Raw genomic sequence first — 15,814 nt, 5'->3', positions numbered from 1 at the left:
ACCGAAGGTCGTCCAGGCCTTACTCGTGTGCCTGATAGACCGGGTCGGTAGCCTGAAGTTGCTTCAGTCGGGCCAGCGGATCCTGTCGGTAGAAAAGCTGTAGCTGCGCATACACCTGTGGATAAGCCTCGTGCAGCAGATCCGGGGCGCTGAAAAAGTACTCGCTGGTGACGGCGAAGAACTCGGCCGGGTTCTCGGCGGCATAGGGGTCGATGGCGGTTTCGGCGTCCGGATGGCGGTCGAGCTGGCGGTTGAGGTCGTCATAAGCCTTTTGCATGACCTCGGCCCAGTCGCTGACCCGCATGTCGGCGTGCAGCGGCGGCAGGCCGTTGGCGGTGCCGTTGAGCATGTCGAGTTTGTGCGCCAGCTCGTGGATCACCAGGTTGTAGCCTTCCCAGCCACCACTGGCCATCACCCCGGGCCAGGCGAGGATGATCGGCCCTTGTTGCCAGGCTTCACCGCTGTGTTCGCCGTCCCACTCATGTTCGACGCCACTGGCATCGCGATGACGCTGGGGGCTGAGAAAGTCGTCGGGGTACAGAATGATTTCGTGGAAGCCCTGATACCAGTTCAGATCGCCAAGGTGCAAAAGTGGTAATTGCGCCTGGGCGGCGAGCAGCAGGCGCTGTTCCTGGTGCAGTTCGACGCCGGGCAGGGCGGTCAGGTGCTTGTCTTCGAGGAACAGGACGCTGGCTTCGCGCAGCCACTGATCTTCCGTGGCGCTGATGCCGTCGAGGAAGCTCAAGTGGTGACGCACCCGCTGCCACATGTCATCGGCAATCGGGTGCTTCGCCAGAGTGCGCCGGCGTCGCCAGGCGCTCAACGACCACATCGAATTAGTGCGATTGGGCTTTGGCGCCGCCGAGGCGGCTGCGCAGCATGCCGATGATCATCGGCACCAGCGACAGCAGGATGATGCCCACCACCAGCAGCGACAGGTTCTTCTTGATGAACGGTACGTTGCCGAAGAAGTAGCCCAGGGTCACCAGCCCGCCGACCCACAGGATGGTGCCGAATACGCTGAAACCGAAGAAACGCGGGTAAGGCATTTTGGCGACACCGGCGACGAACGGCGCAAACGTACGGATGATCGGCAGGAAGCGCGCCAGGGTCACGGTTTTGCCGCCGTGCTTGTCGTAGAAGTCATGAGTCTGTTGCAGATAGTCGCGACGGAAAATCTTCGAGTTCGGATTGCTGAACAGTTTTTCCCCTGCCGTTCGTCCGATCACGTAGTTGGTACTGTCGCCGAGGATCGCGGCCAGCATCAGCAGACCCGCCAGCAGCACCGGGTCCATGCCGCCGCCTGCGGCCACTGCGCCGGCGATGAACAGCAACGAATCGCCCGGCAGGAACGGCGTGACCACCAGGCCGGTTTCACAAAAGATGACCAGAAACAGGATGGCGTAGATCCAGGTCCCATAGTTGTTCACCAGCATGTCGAGGTAGACGTCGAGATGCAGAATGATGTCGATCGGGTTGAAATCCATGTGGGCACCTGTGGTGATGGCCCGACTCGGCAGGCCTGTGCGGATGATTCGGTGTAAGCCTACAAGCGGGTGTAGTTTTTCTTACAAGCCGGAAAGCACAGGATTATACGATCTGATAGGTGAAAAGCGCGTTGGTTTTGTAGCGGGGCATTTCGAGGGGGGGAGCGAGGTGCAGGCCTTTGTGGCGAGGGCGTTTGTACCTTCGCCACAAAGGCCTGCATCCGCACTGTTAGAAAAAATCAGAGTTCGTCGCTGATCGGCAAAATGTAGTTCTTGAACTCGGTGTCTTCCTTGAATCCGATGGATTCGTAGGTTTTCTGCGCCACTTCGTTGTCGCTGCTGGTGGAAACGCGCATCCGCACGGCCTGGGTTTCCTTGGCCATGCGCTTGGCGGTGCGGATCAGGTTGTCGGCGACCAGTTGGCGGCGGGCATCTTCGGCGACATAGATGTCGTTGAGGATCCACACGCGCTTGAGCGACAGCGAGGAAAAGCTCGGGTAGAGCTGGCAGAAGCCCATGAGCTTTTTGTCGTCGTCATCGGCCAGGGCCAGATAAATGACCGATTCCTTGCGCCGAAGGCGTTTTTCGAGGAAGGCCCGGGACGAGTCCGGATAAGGCAGTGCACCGTAGAACTCACGATATTTGACGAACAGCGGGGCCAGCAGGTCCAGGTGTTCGAGGGTCGCTTGAATAATCCGCATGATAGGTCTCGTCTTCAAGTGGCTGTCTTCAACTGCTCTGACGGCGATGGGAAACCCGGGCGGCCGTGCATCGATCCTGCCTGAAACCGGCGCAGTAAGGCAATGCGGAAACGGTTCAGGCGGGGGGCGGATCGAGTAGGAAATTACTCTTCATGTCTGCACCGGCTTCCGATTCCAGCGTCTGAACCTGCGCTTCGTCCTTCAGATTGACCCCCGACAGCTGCCGCCGACAGGCTTCGCGCATCAGATACAGCAGGCGGTGGGCCGCCATGCCGTAGCTCAAGCCTTCAAGCCGCACATTGGAGATGCAATTGCGGTAGGCATCGGTGAGGCCGACCTTTGGATTGTAGGTGAAATATAAACCGAGGCTGTCCGGTGAACTGAGTCCGGGGCGCTCTCCGATCAGCATCACGACCATTTTTGCCCCCAGCAACTGGCCGATTTCATCGCCAACCGCCACCCGACCTTGCTCAACCAGCACCACCGGTGCGATTGACCATTCGTCGGCGGTCATCTGTTCTTCCAGTCGGGAGATGAACGGCAAGGTATGGCGATGCACCGCCAGCGCCGAAAGGCCATCAGCCACGACAATGACCAGATCCACCCCGCCCGGATGTGCTAGCGCATATTCGCGCAGGGCTTGCGCCGATTGATCGCTCAACTTGCGCCCCAGATCCGGGCGTTGCAGGTAGCTGTTGCGATCCGTCGCCGCGCTGTGCAGCAGCAGGCTGTCGCGCTGGCGCTCGGTCAATTGGGCGCTGAGCCCGGCATGATCGAACGGTAGATGCACGGCATCCCGGGCCTGTGCGTGGGCGAACTGGAAATCCAGCTGCGCCCTGGTCGGCAGGCTGGTGCCGGTGCGGCCGAGGGCGATCCGCGCCGGGGTCAGGCGACGCAGCTCAAGCCAGGGGTTCTGTGGATCGACGGGCGGTTTTTCCATCTGACTCATCCCAGTTGCGCCAACGCCTGGCGAAACGCCGGCGGCAGATTGTTGCCGAAGCGGACCTTGCCGTCCGCCTGGGTGAAGATGCCCATGTTCGCCAGCCACTGCTCGAACTCCGGCGCCGGTTTCAGGCCCAGAGTCTGGCGCGCATAGAGCGCGTCGTGGAACGAGGTGGTCTGGTAGTTGAGCATGATGTCGTCGGAGCCGGGGATGCCCATGATGAAGTTGATCCCCGCCACGCCCAGCAGGGTCAGCAGGGTATCCATGTCATCTTGATCGGCCTCGGCGTGGTTGGTGTAGCAGATGTCGCAGCCCATCGGCACGCCCAGCAACTTGCCGCAGAAGTGGTCTTCGAGGCCGGCGCGGATGATCTGTTTGCCGTTGTAGAGGTATTCCGGACCAATGAAGCCTACGACGGTGTTCACCAGAAACGGTTTGAAATGTCGTGCCACGGCGTAGGCCCGGGTTTCGCAGGTCTGTTGATCGACGCCGTGGTGGGCGTTGGCCGACAGCGCGCTGCCCTGGCCGGTCTCGAAATACATCAGGTTCTGCCCGAGCGTGCCGCGATTGAGGCTCAGGCCCGCTTCATAACCTTCCTGCAACACGTTCAGGTTGATACCGAAACTGGCGTTTGCCGCTTCGGTGCCGGCAATCGACTGGAACACCAGATCCAGCGGCACTCCACGGTTGATCGCTTCTATAGAGGTGGTGACGTGGGTCAGCACGCAGGCCTGGGTCGGAATGTCGTAGCGCTGGATGATCGCGTCGAGCATTTCCAGCATCGCGCAGATCGAGGCGATGCTGTCGGTGGCCGGGTTGATGCCGATCATCGCGTCACCGTTGCCGTACAGCAGACCGTCGAGAATGCTCGCGGCGATGCCGGACGGTTCGTCGGTCGGGTGATTGGGTTGCAGCCTTGTGGATAACCGCCCGCGCAGGCCGAGGGTGCCACGGAATTTCGTCACGACGCGGATCTTCTGCGCTACCAGCACCAGATCCTGTACGCGCATGATCTTCGACACGGCGGCGACCATTTCTGGCGTCAGGCCGGGGGCGAGGGCACGCAGGCTGGATTCGTCGGCCGCTTCGCTCAGCAACCAGTCGCGAAAACCGCCCACCGTGAGATGGCTGACAACTGCAAAGGCCTGTTTGTCATGGCTGTCGATGATCAGCCGGGTGACTTCATCGGACTCGTAGGGAATCAGCGCTTCCTGCAGGAAATGCGTCAGCGGGATGTCGGCCAGCGCCATTTGCGCGGCGACCCGCTCGCCATCGTTGAGCGTGGCGACGCCGGCCAGAAAGTCCCCGGAGCGCGCCGGGCTGGCCTTGGCCATCACGTCCTTGAGGCTGTCGAAGCGGTAGGTCTGGGCGCCGACGGTATGGGCAAATGCGGCCATGGGGCGCGGTCCTCCTGAATGAATGCTTTTAGTGCAGGCACCGAGCCTGAGGCCCGGTGCCGGTGCAACTTCTAGATACCTTCGAGCATAGCGTCTGCCGGTGCTTCGGAGCGTTGCTTGGCGGTCAGCTGGAAATACAGGTAACCGGCAGCCATGAACCCGAGGAACACGCCACCGATCAGGGTGTTGAACCAGGCCATCGCCACCAGGCACACCACTGCCAGAAACAGTGCGATCCCCGGCACGATCGGATAGCCCGGAGCGCGGAAGGTGCGCTCAAGGTTCGGCTCGGTTTTACGCAGTTTGAACAGGCTGAGCATGCTGATGATGTACATCACGATGGCGCCGAACACCGACATGGTGATCATCGCGGCGGTGAGGCTCATGCCTTGCAGATTGACCAGTCCGTCGCTGTAGATCGCCGCAATGCCGATCACGCCGCCGGCCAGGATCGCCCGGTGCGGGGTCTGGAAGCGCGAGAGCTTGGCCAGGCTTTTCGGCAGATAACCGGCCCGCGCCAGGGCAAAGAACTGCCGCGAATAGCCGAGGATGATCCCGTGGAAACTCGCCACCAGCCCGAAAAGACCGATCCACACCAGCATGTGCATCCACGTCGAGTTGTTGCCGACCACCGCTTTCATCGCCTGGGGCAGCGGGTCGTTGATGTTCGCCAGTTGTCGCCAGTCGCCGACACCACCGGCCATCACCATTACGCCGATAGCCAGGAACACCAGGGTCAGGATGCCGCTGACATAGGCCTTGGGAATCGTGCGTTTCGGGTCCTTGGCTTCCTCGGCCGCCATGGCCGCGCCCTCGATGGCGAGGAAAAACCAGATCGCGAAAGGAATGGCGGCGAAGATCCCGGGAATCGAGCCGAGACTGAATTCACTGGAACCCGACCAGCCATTGAGCACGAAGTTGCTGAAGCTGAAGCCCGGCGCAACCACGCCCATGAACACCAGCAGTTCAGCGACGGCGAGTACGGTGACTACCAGTTCGAAGGTCGCGGCGATGCTGACGCCGAGGATGTTCAGGGTCATGAACACGAAATACGCGCCGACCGCCGCGACTTTCGGATCAAGCTCCGGATATTGCACGTTGAGATAGGCGCCGATGGCCATGGCGATGGCCGGCGGGGCGAAGACGAACTCGATCAGGGTGGCAATCCCGGCGATCAATCCGCCTTTTTCACCGAATGCCCGGCGGCTGTAGGCAAACGGCCCGCCCGCATGGGGAATCGCGGTGGTCAGTTCGGTGAAACTGAAGATGAAGCAGGTGTACATGGTCGCAACCATCAGGGCCGTGACCAGGAAACCCAGGGTGCCTGCGGTGCCCCAGCCGTAACTCCAGCCGAAGTATTCGCCGGAAATCACCAGGCCGACGGCAATGCCCCAGAGATGCAGGGTGCCGAGTGTGGGTTTGAGTTGTGTGGTGGAAGTCATAAGTCCTCTCTGTCTTTTTTATTGTTCGATCTGTTGGACTTTCGGGTGCAGCGGTTGAGTGGATGGATGCTGTTCACGCAGCGGCAGTTTTCATGCAAATCCTGAATGACAGGTACGCAAGGCCCGTGCCAGAGCGGCCAGGCCAGGGTTTGTCATCGGGATGAAAGGGGCGGCGCCGATATTTCGGCACCGCCCGGTTTTTTAGAAGAAGCCCAGCGGGTTGATGTCGTAGCTCACCAGCAGGTTTTTGGTCTGCTGGTAGTGATCGAGCATCATCTTGTGGGTTTCACGACCGACGCCGGACTTCTTGTACCCGCCGAACGCGGCGTGCGCCGGGTACAGGTGGTAGCAGTTGGTCCACACACGACCGGCCTTGATGGCGCGGCCCATGCGATAGGCGCGGTTGATGTCGCGGGTCCAGAGGCCGGCGCCCAGGCCGAACTCGGTGTCGTTGGCAATCGCCAGGGCTTCGGCTTCGTCCTTGAAGGTGGTGATGCTCACCACCGGGCCGAAGATTTCTTCCTGGAACACACGCATCTTGTTGGTGCCCTTGAGCAGGGTCGGCTGGATGTAATAACCGGAAGCCAGGTTGCCTTCGAGTTTTTCCACCTTGCCGCCGGTCAGCAGCTCGGCACCTTCGCCCTTGGCGATTTCCAGGTACGAAAGGATCTTGTCGAATTGCTGCTCGGACGCCTGGGCACCAACCATGGTGTCGGTGTCGAGCGGGTCGCCACGTTTGATCTGGCTGACTTTCTTCATCACCGCTTCCATGAACTGCGGATAGATCGACTCCTGAACCAGCGCGCGGGAAGGGCAGGTGCAGACTTCGCCCTGGTTGAAGAACGCCAGCACCAGACCTTCGGCAGCTTTCTCGATGAAGCTTGGCTCGGCCTGCATGATGTCTTCGAAGAAGATGTTCGGCGACTTGCCGCCCAGTTCCACGGTGGACGGGATGATGTTCTCGGCGGCGCATTTCATGATGTGCGAGCCGACCGGGGTCGAGCCGGTGAAGGCAATCTTGGCGATGCGCTTGCTGGTGGCCAGGGCTTCGCCGGCTTCTTTGCCGAACCCTTGCACCACGTTGAGCACGCCCGGCGGCAGCAGGTCACCGATCAGTTCCAGCAGCACGCTGATGCCCAGCGGCGTTTGTTCGGCAGGTTTGAGCACCACGCAGTTGCCCGCGGCCAGGGCCGGGGCGAGTTTCCACGCGGCCATCAGGATCGGGAAGTTCCACGGGATGATCTGGCCGACCACGCCCAGCGGTTCATGGATGTGATAAGCCACGGTGTTGCCATCGATTTCGGCGGCGCTGCCTTCCTGGGCGCGCAGGCACCCGGCGAAATAGCGGAAGTGGTCGGCGGCCAGCGGGATGTCGGCGTTGAGGGTTTCGCGGATGGCTTTGCCGTTGTCCCAGGTTTCGGTGATCGCCAGGGTTTCGAGGTTCTGTTCGATGCGGTCGGCGATTTTCAGCAGGATCAGCGAGCGGGCCTGGGCGGAGGTCGAGCCCCAGGCATCGGCAGCAGCGTGGGCGGCGTCCAGCGCCTTTTCGATGTCTTCGGCAGTGGAACGCGGGAATTCGGCAATCGGCTGGCCATTCACTGGCGAGGTGTTGGTGAAGTACTGACCTTTGACAGGCGCGACGAACTCGCCGCCGATGTAGTTACCGTACTTGCTCTTGAACGAGACTTTGGCGCCTTCAGTACCGGGGTGAGCGTAACGCATGATGATGTTCTCCTTGGCTTTGTACTTATTAGAGAAACGCGCATGTGCGCTTGCTTTAAGCGTAGAGCAAAGGTCGGGCCACTGCCGTGCAGGGCAGGCAAATCAAGGCCTTGCGTGATTTCTGTCGGACAAATGGCAAGCGTCTGTGACGGTATCGGTACAGCTCGGGTGACAGTTTGTACCGCTTCTGGCACAACCCGTGACCGGGCGGTCTTGCCAGCATTGCAAAGACCGGTTGGCTGGAGGATGCTGGGCACCACTTCACGCATGGGCCGATGAGCCTCGGGGAGAATAATAAGAAATGCACGACAACCATTTGAGTCGCCATGCCCGACAGGTTCTCACCGTCACCCAGGGCAAGCCGCACCTGCATGGCCCCGGTGCCGACCCGTCGATCGCCCGCTCGTGGCTGCGTTGTCTTGAGGACTATCACCTCGACCCGGCCCTGACCATGGCGCCGACCGTACTCGAACACGGACGCGTCCTCGAAAGCCGCGAACGCCTGCAACAGGTGTTGCAGATCGCCGGCAATGAAATGAGCAGCCTGCATCAACAACTCTCCGGCGCCGGCCACGCGGTGCTGCTGACCGATGCGCGCGGGGTGATCCTCAACTGCGTCACTGCACCTTCCGAACGCAAGATCTTCGAACGCGCCGGACTGTGGCTGGGTTCCGACTGGAGCGAAGCCTGCGAAGGCACCAACGGCATCGGCACCTGCCTGGTGGAACGCCAGGCCCTGACCATCCATCAGGACGAACACTTTCGTGGTCGCCACACCGGCCTGACTTGCTCGGCGAGCCCGGTGTTTGACCCCCACGGCGAACTGCTGGCAGTGCTCGACGTATCCTCGGCGCGGCCGGACGTTTCGCGGCAGAGTCAGTTCCATACCATGGCGCTGGTCAATCTGTCGGCGAAGATGATCGAGAGCTGCTATTTCCTGCGCTGCTTCGATAATCAATGGCTGCTGCGTTTTCATCTCCAGGCCGAATCCGTCGGGCTGTTCAGCGAAGGGTTGCTGGCGTTTGACGGGGAAGGGCGGATCAGTGCGGTCAATCAGAGTGCCTTGAACCTGCTCGGGCACATTCGTGGAGGCTTGCTTGGCAAACCGGTGGAGGCGTTTTTCGATTGCTCGCTGGATGAGTTGCTCGGGCGCGCCAGTGCCCACGCCAGCGCGAGCTGGCCATTGCGTACCCGCGACGGGCGGCATCTGTTTGCGGTATTGCGCGGAGAAGCGCGCAAGCCATCTCCTGTCCTGCCGAAACCGGCAGTTCCCGAGGCGCCGCGCCTGGCGGGCATTTGCCTGGGCGATGTCGGACTGCAGGCGGATTTCCGCAAGGCCTTGCGGGTGTTCGAGCGCGACGTGCCGCTGCTGATCAACGGCGAAACCGGCTCGGGTAAAGAGGCGTTCGCCAAGGCTGTGCATCAGGCCAGTCAACGCGCGAGCAATGCTTTCGTCGCCCTCAATTGCGCGGCAATTCCCGAAAGCCTGATCGAGAGCGAATTGTTCGGCTATCGCGGCGGCAGCTTCACTGGCGCGCGCAAGGACGGCATGCGCGGCAAGTTGCAGCAGGCCGATGGCGGCACGCTGTTCCTCGATGAAATCGGCGACATGCCGCTGGCCTTGCAGACCCGTCTGCTGCGAGTGCTGGAAGACCGGCAAGTGGTGCCGATCGGTGGCGAGCCGGAAGCAGTCAATGTGCGGATCATCAGTGCCACGCACCGCAATCTGCTGGAGCGAGTGGCGGACGGCAGTTTCCGTGAGGATCTGTACTACCGGCTCAACGGACTGGAAGTGGCGCTGCCGGCATTGCGCGAGCGCAGTGACAAATCCCAATTGCTGGATTTCCTGCTGGCCGAAGAGGCGGGTGGAGAAACGATTCTGATCGAAGAGCCGGCGCGCCGGGCGTTGCTCGGGTTCAACTGGCCGGGCAATGTGCGGCAGATGCGCAATGTGCTGCGCACGCTGGCGGCGTTGTGCGATGAGGGGCGGATCGGGCTGGATGATCTGCCTGCGATGTTCCGGCAGGTGCAGCCGCTGCTGGTCAAAGCCGATGACGCGTCGTCCGGGCAGCCGCTGGAGGATGCCGAACGGCTGGCGTTGCTCAATGTGCTGGAGCACACGCGCTGGCATATGACCCATACGGCCGAGCAGCTTGGCGTCAGTCGCAATACGCTCTATAGAAAGCTGCGCAAGCACGGGATCGCCCGCAGCGCCTGACCCCCTGAAAACGAGGATGCGGTTTTCCCCTGCCTGGGCTACCCTGCGGCCATGTTTTACGAGGTCGACTATGCACATTCATATTCTGGGTATCTGCGGGACTTTCATGGGCTCGATGGCGGTTCTGGCCAAAGAGCTGGGCCATCACGTGACCGGCTCCGATGCCAACGTCTATCCGCCGATGAGCACTCAGCTCGAAGCTCAGGGCATTCAGCTGACCCAGGGTTACGACCCGGCGCAGCTCGATCCGGCACCGGATCTGGTGGTGATCGGCAACGCCATGTCTCGCGGCAATCCGGCAGTCGAGTATGTGCTGAACAAAGGCCTGCCGTATGTTTCCGGTCCGCAGTGGCTGGCCGACCACGTGCTGCAAGGTCGCTGGGTGCTGGCGGTTGCCGGTACGCACGGCAAGACCACCACCAGCAGCATGCTCGCCTGGGTGCTGGAACATGCCGGCATGAGCCCGGGCTTCCTGATCGGTGGCGTACCGCAGAACTTCTCGGTGTCGGCGCGTCTGGGTGGCACGCCGTTCTTCGTGATCGAGGCCGACGAATACGACAGTGCGTTCTTCGACAAGCGTTCGAAGTTCGTCCACTACCGTCCGCGCACCGCGATCCTCAACAATCTCGAGTTCGATCACGCTGACATCTTCCCTGATCTGCCGGCCATCGAGCGGCAGTTCCACCATTTGGTGCGGACCATTCCGAGCGAAGGCCTGGTGATCCACCCGACCACCGAACCGGCCTTGCAGCGCGTGATCGAGATGGGCTGCTGGACCCCGGTGCAAACCACCGGTGCCGGCGGCCAGTGGCAGGTCAAGTTGCTGAAAGATGACGGCTCGGCGTTCGAAGTGATGTTCGAAGGCGTCTCCCAGGGCGTGGTCGAATGGGAGCTGACCGGCCAGCACAACGTTGCCAACGCCTTGGCAACCCTGGCCGCCGCACGCCACGTCGGTGTCGTGCCGTCCATGGGCATTGCCGGGTTGAGTGCGTTCAAGAGCGTCAAACGCCGGATGGAAAAAGTCGCGGAAGTACGCGGCATCACCATCTACGACGATTTCGCCCACCACCCGACCGCGATTGCCACCACCCTTGATGGCCTGCGCAAACGCATTGGCGATGCGCCGCTGATCGCGATCATCGAACCACGCTCCAACTCGATGAAGCTCGGCGCCCACCGTGACGGCCTGCCGGACAGCGTGGTCGATGCCGATCAGGTGATCTGGTACGCCCCGGCCAACCTCGGCTGGGATCTGGCGGGCACCGCTGCGCTGTGCACCGTGCCGTCGATTGTCAGCGATTCGCTGGAAGGCATCATCGAACGCGTGAAGAGTCAGGCCCAGCCCGGCACTCACGTGGTGATCATGAGCAACGGCGGCTTCGGCGGCCTGCACGGCAAACTCGCCGAGGCGCTGAAATGAATACTCGCTTTCAGGACGGCGGCCCGGAACGCATCACACTGGCGATGACCGGCGCGTCCGGCGCCCAGTACGGCTTGCGCCTGCTGGATTGCCTGGTGCGCGAGGATCGTGAGGTGCACTTCCTGATCTCCAAGGCCGCGCAACTGGTGATGGCCACCGAGACGGATGTGTCGCTGCCGGCCAAGCCACAGTTGATGCAGGCGTTCCTCACCGAATACACCGGCGCGGCTGCCGGGCAGATCCGCGTGTACGGCAAGGAAGACTGGATGTCGCCGGTGGCCTCGGGCTCCGGGGCACCGGCGGCGATGGTGGTGGTGCCATGTTCGACCGGGACCTTGTCGGCCATCGCCACCGGCGCCTGCAACAATCTGATCGAACGGGCGGCGGACGTGACCTTGAAGGAGCGTCGCCAGTTGATTCTGGTGCCGCGCGAAGCGCCGTATTCGAGCATTCACCTAGAGCACATGCTCAAGCTGTCGAACATGGGCGTGACCATCCTGCCTGCTTCGCCGGGCTTCTATCACCAGCCGCAGACCATCGATGACCTGATCGATTTCGTGGTGGCGCGGATTCTCAATCTGCTGGGCATTCCCCAGGACATGCTGCCGCGCTGGGGCGAGCACCATCTGAGCAGCGATGAATAAGCTGCTGGCGATCCTGTTGATGTTGCAACTGACCGGCTGCGCCACCGCGCGCACGCTGGATGCCGCCAAACCTGGCGCGCCGGTGGTGTACGCCGGCACGCGGCTGGATCTGTACGCCATGAACGGCGGGTGCTGTGCGATGGACCGGTTCGGTGCCGAAGCACCGAGTTATCCGGGCGTTGACCTGCCGGCCAGTGCGCTGCTCGATACCCTGCTGTTACCGTTGTCGTTGCTGACGGTGATTGGTGTGGGGTTTCAGGCGACCGGGGGGTTATGAAAAACACCGGCTCGATCAGGCAGGGTCGAGCCGGTGATACCGCTTAAAGCAGGCTGATCAGCTCGGGCGGGAAAATGATGTCGGTGGAGAAAATATCCTGCCCTGCCGGCATTTCGATAGTTCGTTTGCCAGCCTTCGCCACCTCATCGATCAGCGCGTCATATTCGCCCATGTTCAATTCTCCTGCCTGTGTCCGGGCCTCGATGACCTTTGCATGGCTCCGACTCGATTCCGTGGCGCGTTCAATCGCCTGAGCATGTACATCGTCCACGGTCGCTGCGCGAGTCATGTCTGAGTTGACCAGCCACACACGTCTCGACGTGAATCCGATGGAAGACATGGAAACATGGCCCTCCATTTTCATGCTCGGGAAGAGTGTCTGGTCGTCTGTCGGCCTTCTACTGAGCCGTGTCGGGTTATAGGCGCGATTGTCTTGCCCCGAGACGACCTCGACATTGCGGGTATCGAGCAGGTAACAAAACATCATGCGACGGGTTCTAGGCAGCGGAGCGGGCTCATTACTCTGACGGGCTTCGCTGCCGGTCAGCGGGCTGTCCGTCCGGGTATCGAGGGAGCCTGTTGCGTCATTGGACTCGTTTGCGAATTTCATGGCAGTCCTGAGACTGAACATCGCACTGACGGCGGTCTCGCTTGTAGAACCCTCGATCGACAGTGTTGGGGCAGCCATGGCACCGGGCCGGGCGATTTCGAAGGGCGTCCGGTTGTCCACCTTGAACACGGCTGGAATGTCGAGTCTGTACAGGTAATTATGCCTGTTGCGTTTAAAACCACCGTGCAGCAACAGCTCGCGAAAGAAGGGTGGGGTGAGGCTGTCTTTCAGGAGGCTGGTGCCTTCTCCCTGATTCCTCAACCTGATGATTTCGGCATGAAGCTCCGGCAAAAACGGGGCGAACTGTTTCGGGTTGGTTACGACCAGCGTTCGGGCCTGATGGGTTTGGACCCACCCGGGCAGCTCGTCATTGATCAGTTTGTTGAATTGTCCTGTTGGCGATAATTCTTTGCAAAGTCGCGCGAGTTGCTGCGTGGACAGATTGTAGGGCTGGAACCGGGCAATGACCTGCTCCCTTGATTTGAGCGGAGAGTCAGGGTTGGTCCAAAGCCGCAGGTATTCGAGCAACTCTTCACGCCGGGACGAGAGCTCCCGCTGCTTGACCCAGGCCGGCTGTTTCAGGTTCAGCGCGACGTCCTGACGAAAGCGCAGGATATCTGCGCCTTCGATCCGGTACAGGTTCCAGATATCGATGTCCCGCCAGTAGGGGCGAAACGCTCGTTGACTGGCGGAATACCTGATGGGGCTGACGATGGTCAGTCCGCTGCCTTCAGGAAACGCCACTTGGGTAAGAGGGCCATGGCTGTCGTCCAGCCCAGGCTTGCGTTGCATTTCTACATAGCCATGAAAGTTCTGGCTGTCGATGTCCCAGGTGTAGTGACTCTGATGGCCAAAACCCGGCGTGGCTTCCGTCGTCTCGGGAGTGTCGGGTGTGGGCGGGCGAGGCGAAGGCGTTTGCAGGGCGGGTGTTTCGGGTGTCGGCACGCGTGGCAATGAGGATTGCGGGGCCGGCGTGCTGCGATGCAAGGTGACCGAATCAAGGTATTTCACCCACTCGGCGGGAGTGCGCTTCTGAAGATCCAGGAGGCGATTGAACATGTCGCGGTCCATCTCCCGACCTGACCAGCGGTGCAGTTCGTCAAACAGATGGGTGTTTTCCATCCGCTGGGCCCGGACCCTGGCCCACTGAGGTTTCTTGCCGGTGCGCTCGGCTTCGGTGCGAAAACGGGAGATATCGGCGCCCTGCAGGCCATAGAGATCCCAGATGTCGCGGTCAGTCCATGCGGGCAGCAATTCTGCTGGCCGATCGATGGGGTGAGTGGGGGCCTCAACAATGACATACGATCCGTTTTCGTCCATGAAAGCATGATGCGACGGGGGGCCGACAGAGTCGCCCCGTCGCATTTTCCGGTGCATGACCACATAGCCATGGTGATTGGTTATGTCGTTATTCCAGACGTAGTTCAGGGTGTCGATGTAAACCGCTGTCATGTCCGATTGCGTCCGGGGCGCAAGTCCCTGTGCCGGGATGTCGTCCGGGTTTTCTGCTTGTCGGTGTACCACGGGCCCGATCATATCTCCGGTGTATGGAGGCTCGCCGACTCGCCAGGTATTGCTTTGCGGGTCGAACCGCAGGGCAGGACCAGAGGGATGCATTTCCTGTGGAAGCTTGGCCCGATAGGTGCCGGCGCCTTCGTCCCAGTCCACCATGACCGTGGTGGTCGTGGTGTATTGCACTTCGGCATAAATGCGCCCCCTGTGGACGCGCAACCCTTCGGTATTGGCGTCGGGCAAAAGCGTTCGCGTCTGTGGCGACAGTTCGTAGTGGCGGATTGAGTCGCTCGGGCGCGGATTGCTGGATGGAATGTGCTCACCGTCCCTGGGCCTGGAGACCAGGTCCTGAATCCGTACCGAAGGCAGCGTGTCGCTTGACGGCGGTAGTGTCGGCAACCGTGGCTCGGGCTGATGGGCGCGCGGTGCGTCGGGTCGAAGCCCTCCCGGAAGTTCAAGGCGCGGTGTGGATAAAAGCGGTGACGTCTCAAGGGTGCTGTGAGGTGCACCGGTATTTTTCGGTGATGGATTTTTGGGTCTCATCAGGGCGTCCTTTCATTGATGGCCTGCCGTCGGGAATTGCCATCCGATGACGAAATGACAGACGCAGGCGTGCGGGGGCGCACGTTATCCATGAAAGGGAAGGGAGGTGTGGTAGATAGTTAGGGCACGGTTGCCGAATCGATTCGGCCTGTTTCAAAGGGCCAGTAGTTCAACACAAGATCCTCGAGCGTCATCGGAAGGTGACTGCCCGGACCCGCGTTGAACCACTGTGACAAGTGAGCTTATTTACCGAGTTTTCTCAGTTCATCCGACTCGACGATCCGCACCCCGTCCTGCTCCTCCAGCGCCAGCCGCCACATGGCCCGGGCCAGCTGGCAGGCTTCGATGCCGCGGTACTTGCCGGGAATCAATTTCGAAAATGGTGCGGCAAGCTGCTCGCCCAATCGTGGCTCGCTGCGATCACCCAGCAGCAATGAAGGCCGGCAAATGGTGAGCTGCGGCCAGTCCTGCGCGCGCAGTGCGTGTTCCATCTCGCCTTTGACGCGGTTGTAGAAAATCGAGGATCGGCGGTCAGCCCCCAGGGCACTGATCACGATCAGGTGCCGTGCGCCCATTTCCCGGGCGCGTTTGGCGAACGCCACCACCATGTCCAGATCCACGGCACGAAACGCCTCTTCGGAGCCGGCCTGTTTGATGGTGGTGCCGAGGCAGCAGTAGGCAATGTCGACCCGGCCGGCCAGTTGCGGCAGGAACGTCTGTGGATCGCCGACCGGGTTTTCCAGATGCGGATGTTCGGCCAGTGGCCGGCGTGAAGGGGCCAGGACACGGGTAATCGTCGGCTCGTTGAGCAAACGGTCGAGCAGGTGTTCACCGGTCAGCCCGGTGGCTCCGGCAAGCAATACATGCTGAGGCGTCAAGTACATAGTGTCTCTCCCTT

13 protein-coding genes are annotated in these 15,814 nt (G+C 61.2%); 4 read left to right on the top strand and 9 right to left on the bottom strand.

Features of this window, described 5'->3' with window-relative positions:
• Window positions 1–19 precede the first annotated feature (19 nt).
• The 7 genes from IF189_RS25030 to IF189_RS25000 form a co-directional block, all read right to left on the bottom strand.
• Complete coding sequence (locus IF189_RS25030) at window positions 20–832, bottom strand: zinc-dependent peptidase (RefSeq protein WP_134828232.1); 813 nt, start codon at window positions 830–832, stop codon at window positions 20–22.
• Between the two features lie 4 nt (window positions 833–836).
• Window positions 837–1,487 (bottom strand): DedA family protein, encoded by a 651-nt coding sequence (locus IF189_RS25025; protein ID WP_134828231.1) that lies wholly within the window; start codon window positions 1,485–1,487, stop codon window positions 837–839.
• Between the two features lie 239 nt (window positions 1,488–1,726).
• On the bottom strand, window positions 1,727–2,188 hold the full coding sequence (locus IF189_RS25020; RefSeq protein WP_085712303.1) for a GNAT family N-acetyltransferase: 462 nt from the start codon (window positions 2,186–2,188) through the stop codon (window positions 1,727–1,729).
• 115 nt (window positions 2,189–2,303) lie between these two features.
• Window positions 2,304–3,137 carry an ethanolamine ammonia-lyase subunit EutC gene (eutC, locus tag IF189_RS25015; protein WP_413038509.1) on the bottom strand — a complete coding sequence of 278 codons (834 nt, stop codon included), beginning with the start codon at window positions 3,135–3,137 and terminating at the stop codon, window positions 2,304–2,306.
• On the bottom strand, window positions 3,134–4,528 hold the full coding sequence (locus tag IF189_RS25010; protein ID WP_192552418.1) for an ethanolamine ammonia-lyase subunit EutB: 1,395 nt from the start codon (window positions 4,526–4,528) through the stop codon (window positions 3,134–3,136). The genes eutC and IF189_RS25010 overlap by 4 nt, the downstream gene beginning before the upstream one ends.
• Before the next feature lie 71 nt (window positions 4,529–4,599).
• Window positions 4,600–5,970, bottom strand: coding sequence for an ethanolamine permease (gene eat / locus IF189_RS25005; protein ID WP_119428909.1), 1,371 nt, complete (start codon window positions 5,968–5,970; stop codon window positions 4,600–4,602).
• A 201-nt stretch (window positions 5,971–6,171) separates the two neighbouring features.
• Complete coding sequence (locus IF189_RS25000; RefSeq protein WP_007958625.1) at window positions 6,172–7,692, bottom strand: aldehyde dehydrogenase family protein; 1,521 nt, start codon at window positions 7,690–7,692, stop codon at window positions 6,172–6,174.
• A gap of 301 nt (window positions 7,693–7,993) precedes the next feature.
• On the opposite strand from IF189_RS25000, the gene IF189_RS24995 reads away from it, so the two are divergent.
• From IF189_RS24995 to IF189_RS24980, 4 genes are all read left to right on the top strand, one after another.
• Window positions 7,994–9,910: a sigma-54-dependent Fis family transcriptional regulator gene (locus IF189_RS24995; protein WP_192552417.1), complete on the top strand. Its 1,917-nt coding sequence runs from the start codon at window positions 7,994–7,996 to the stop codon at window positions 9,908–9,910.
• 70 nt (window positions 9,911–9,980) lie between these two features.
• The gene (gene mpl / locus IF189_RS24990; RefSeq protein ID WP_007958628.1) at window positions 9,981–11,330 is read left to right on the top strand and encodes a UDP-N-acetylmuramate:L-alanyl-gamma-D-glutamyl-meso-diaminopimelate ligase; all 1,350 of its coding nucleotides are present in this window, start codon (window positions 9,981–9,983) and stop codon (window positions 11,328–11,330) included.
• Entirely contained in the window at window positions 11,327–11,974 is a 648-nt protein-coding gene (ubiX, locus tag IF189_RS24985; protein ID WP_085712297.1) for a flavin prenyltransferase UbiX, read from the top strand. The genes mpl and ubiX overlap by 4 nt, the downstream gene beginning before the upstream one ends.
• Entirely contained in the window at window positions 11,967–12,251 is a 285-nt protein-coding gene (locus IF189_RS24980; RefSeq protein WP_134828225.1) for a YceK/YidQ family lipoprotein, read from the top strand. The genes ubiX and IF189_RS24980 overlap by 8 nt, the downstream gene beginning before the upstream one ends.
• 43 nt (window positions 12,252–12,294) lie before the next feature.
• On the opposite strand, the gene IF189_RS24975 is transcribed toward IF189_RS24980, so the two are convergent.
• On the bottom strand, window positions 12,295–14,616 hold the full coding sequence (locus IF189_RS24975) for a hypothetical protein (RefSeq protein ID WP_192552416.1): 2,322 nt from the start codon (window positions 14,614–14,616) through the stop codon (window positions 12,295–12,297).
• Window positions 14,617–15,158: 542 nt separating this feature from the next.
• Window positions 15,159–15,800 (bottom strand): oxidoreductase, encoded by a 642-nt coding sequence (locus IF189_RS24970; protein WP_085712294.1) that lies wholly within the window; start codon window positions 15,798–15,800, stop codon window positions 15,159–15,161.
• Window positions 15,801–15,814 lie beyond the last annotated feature (14 nt).

This window comes from Pseudomonas sp. IzPS59 (genome assembly GCF_014863505.1).
Classification (GTDB): Bacteria; Pseudomonadota; Gammaproteobacteria; order Pseudomonadales; family Pseudomonadaceae; genus Aquipseudomonas; species Aquipseudomonas kribbensis.
The sequence above is the reverse complement of the archived record's forward strand: the minus strand, read 5'-3'. Positions and strand labels throughout refer to the sequence as shown.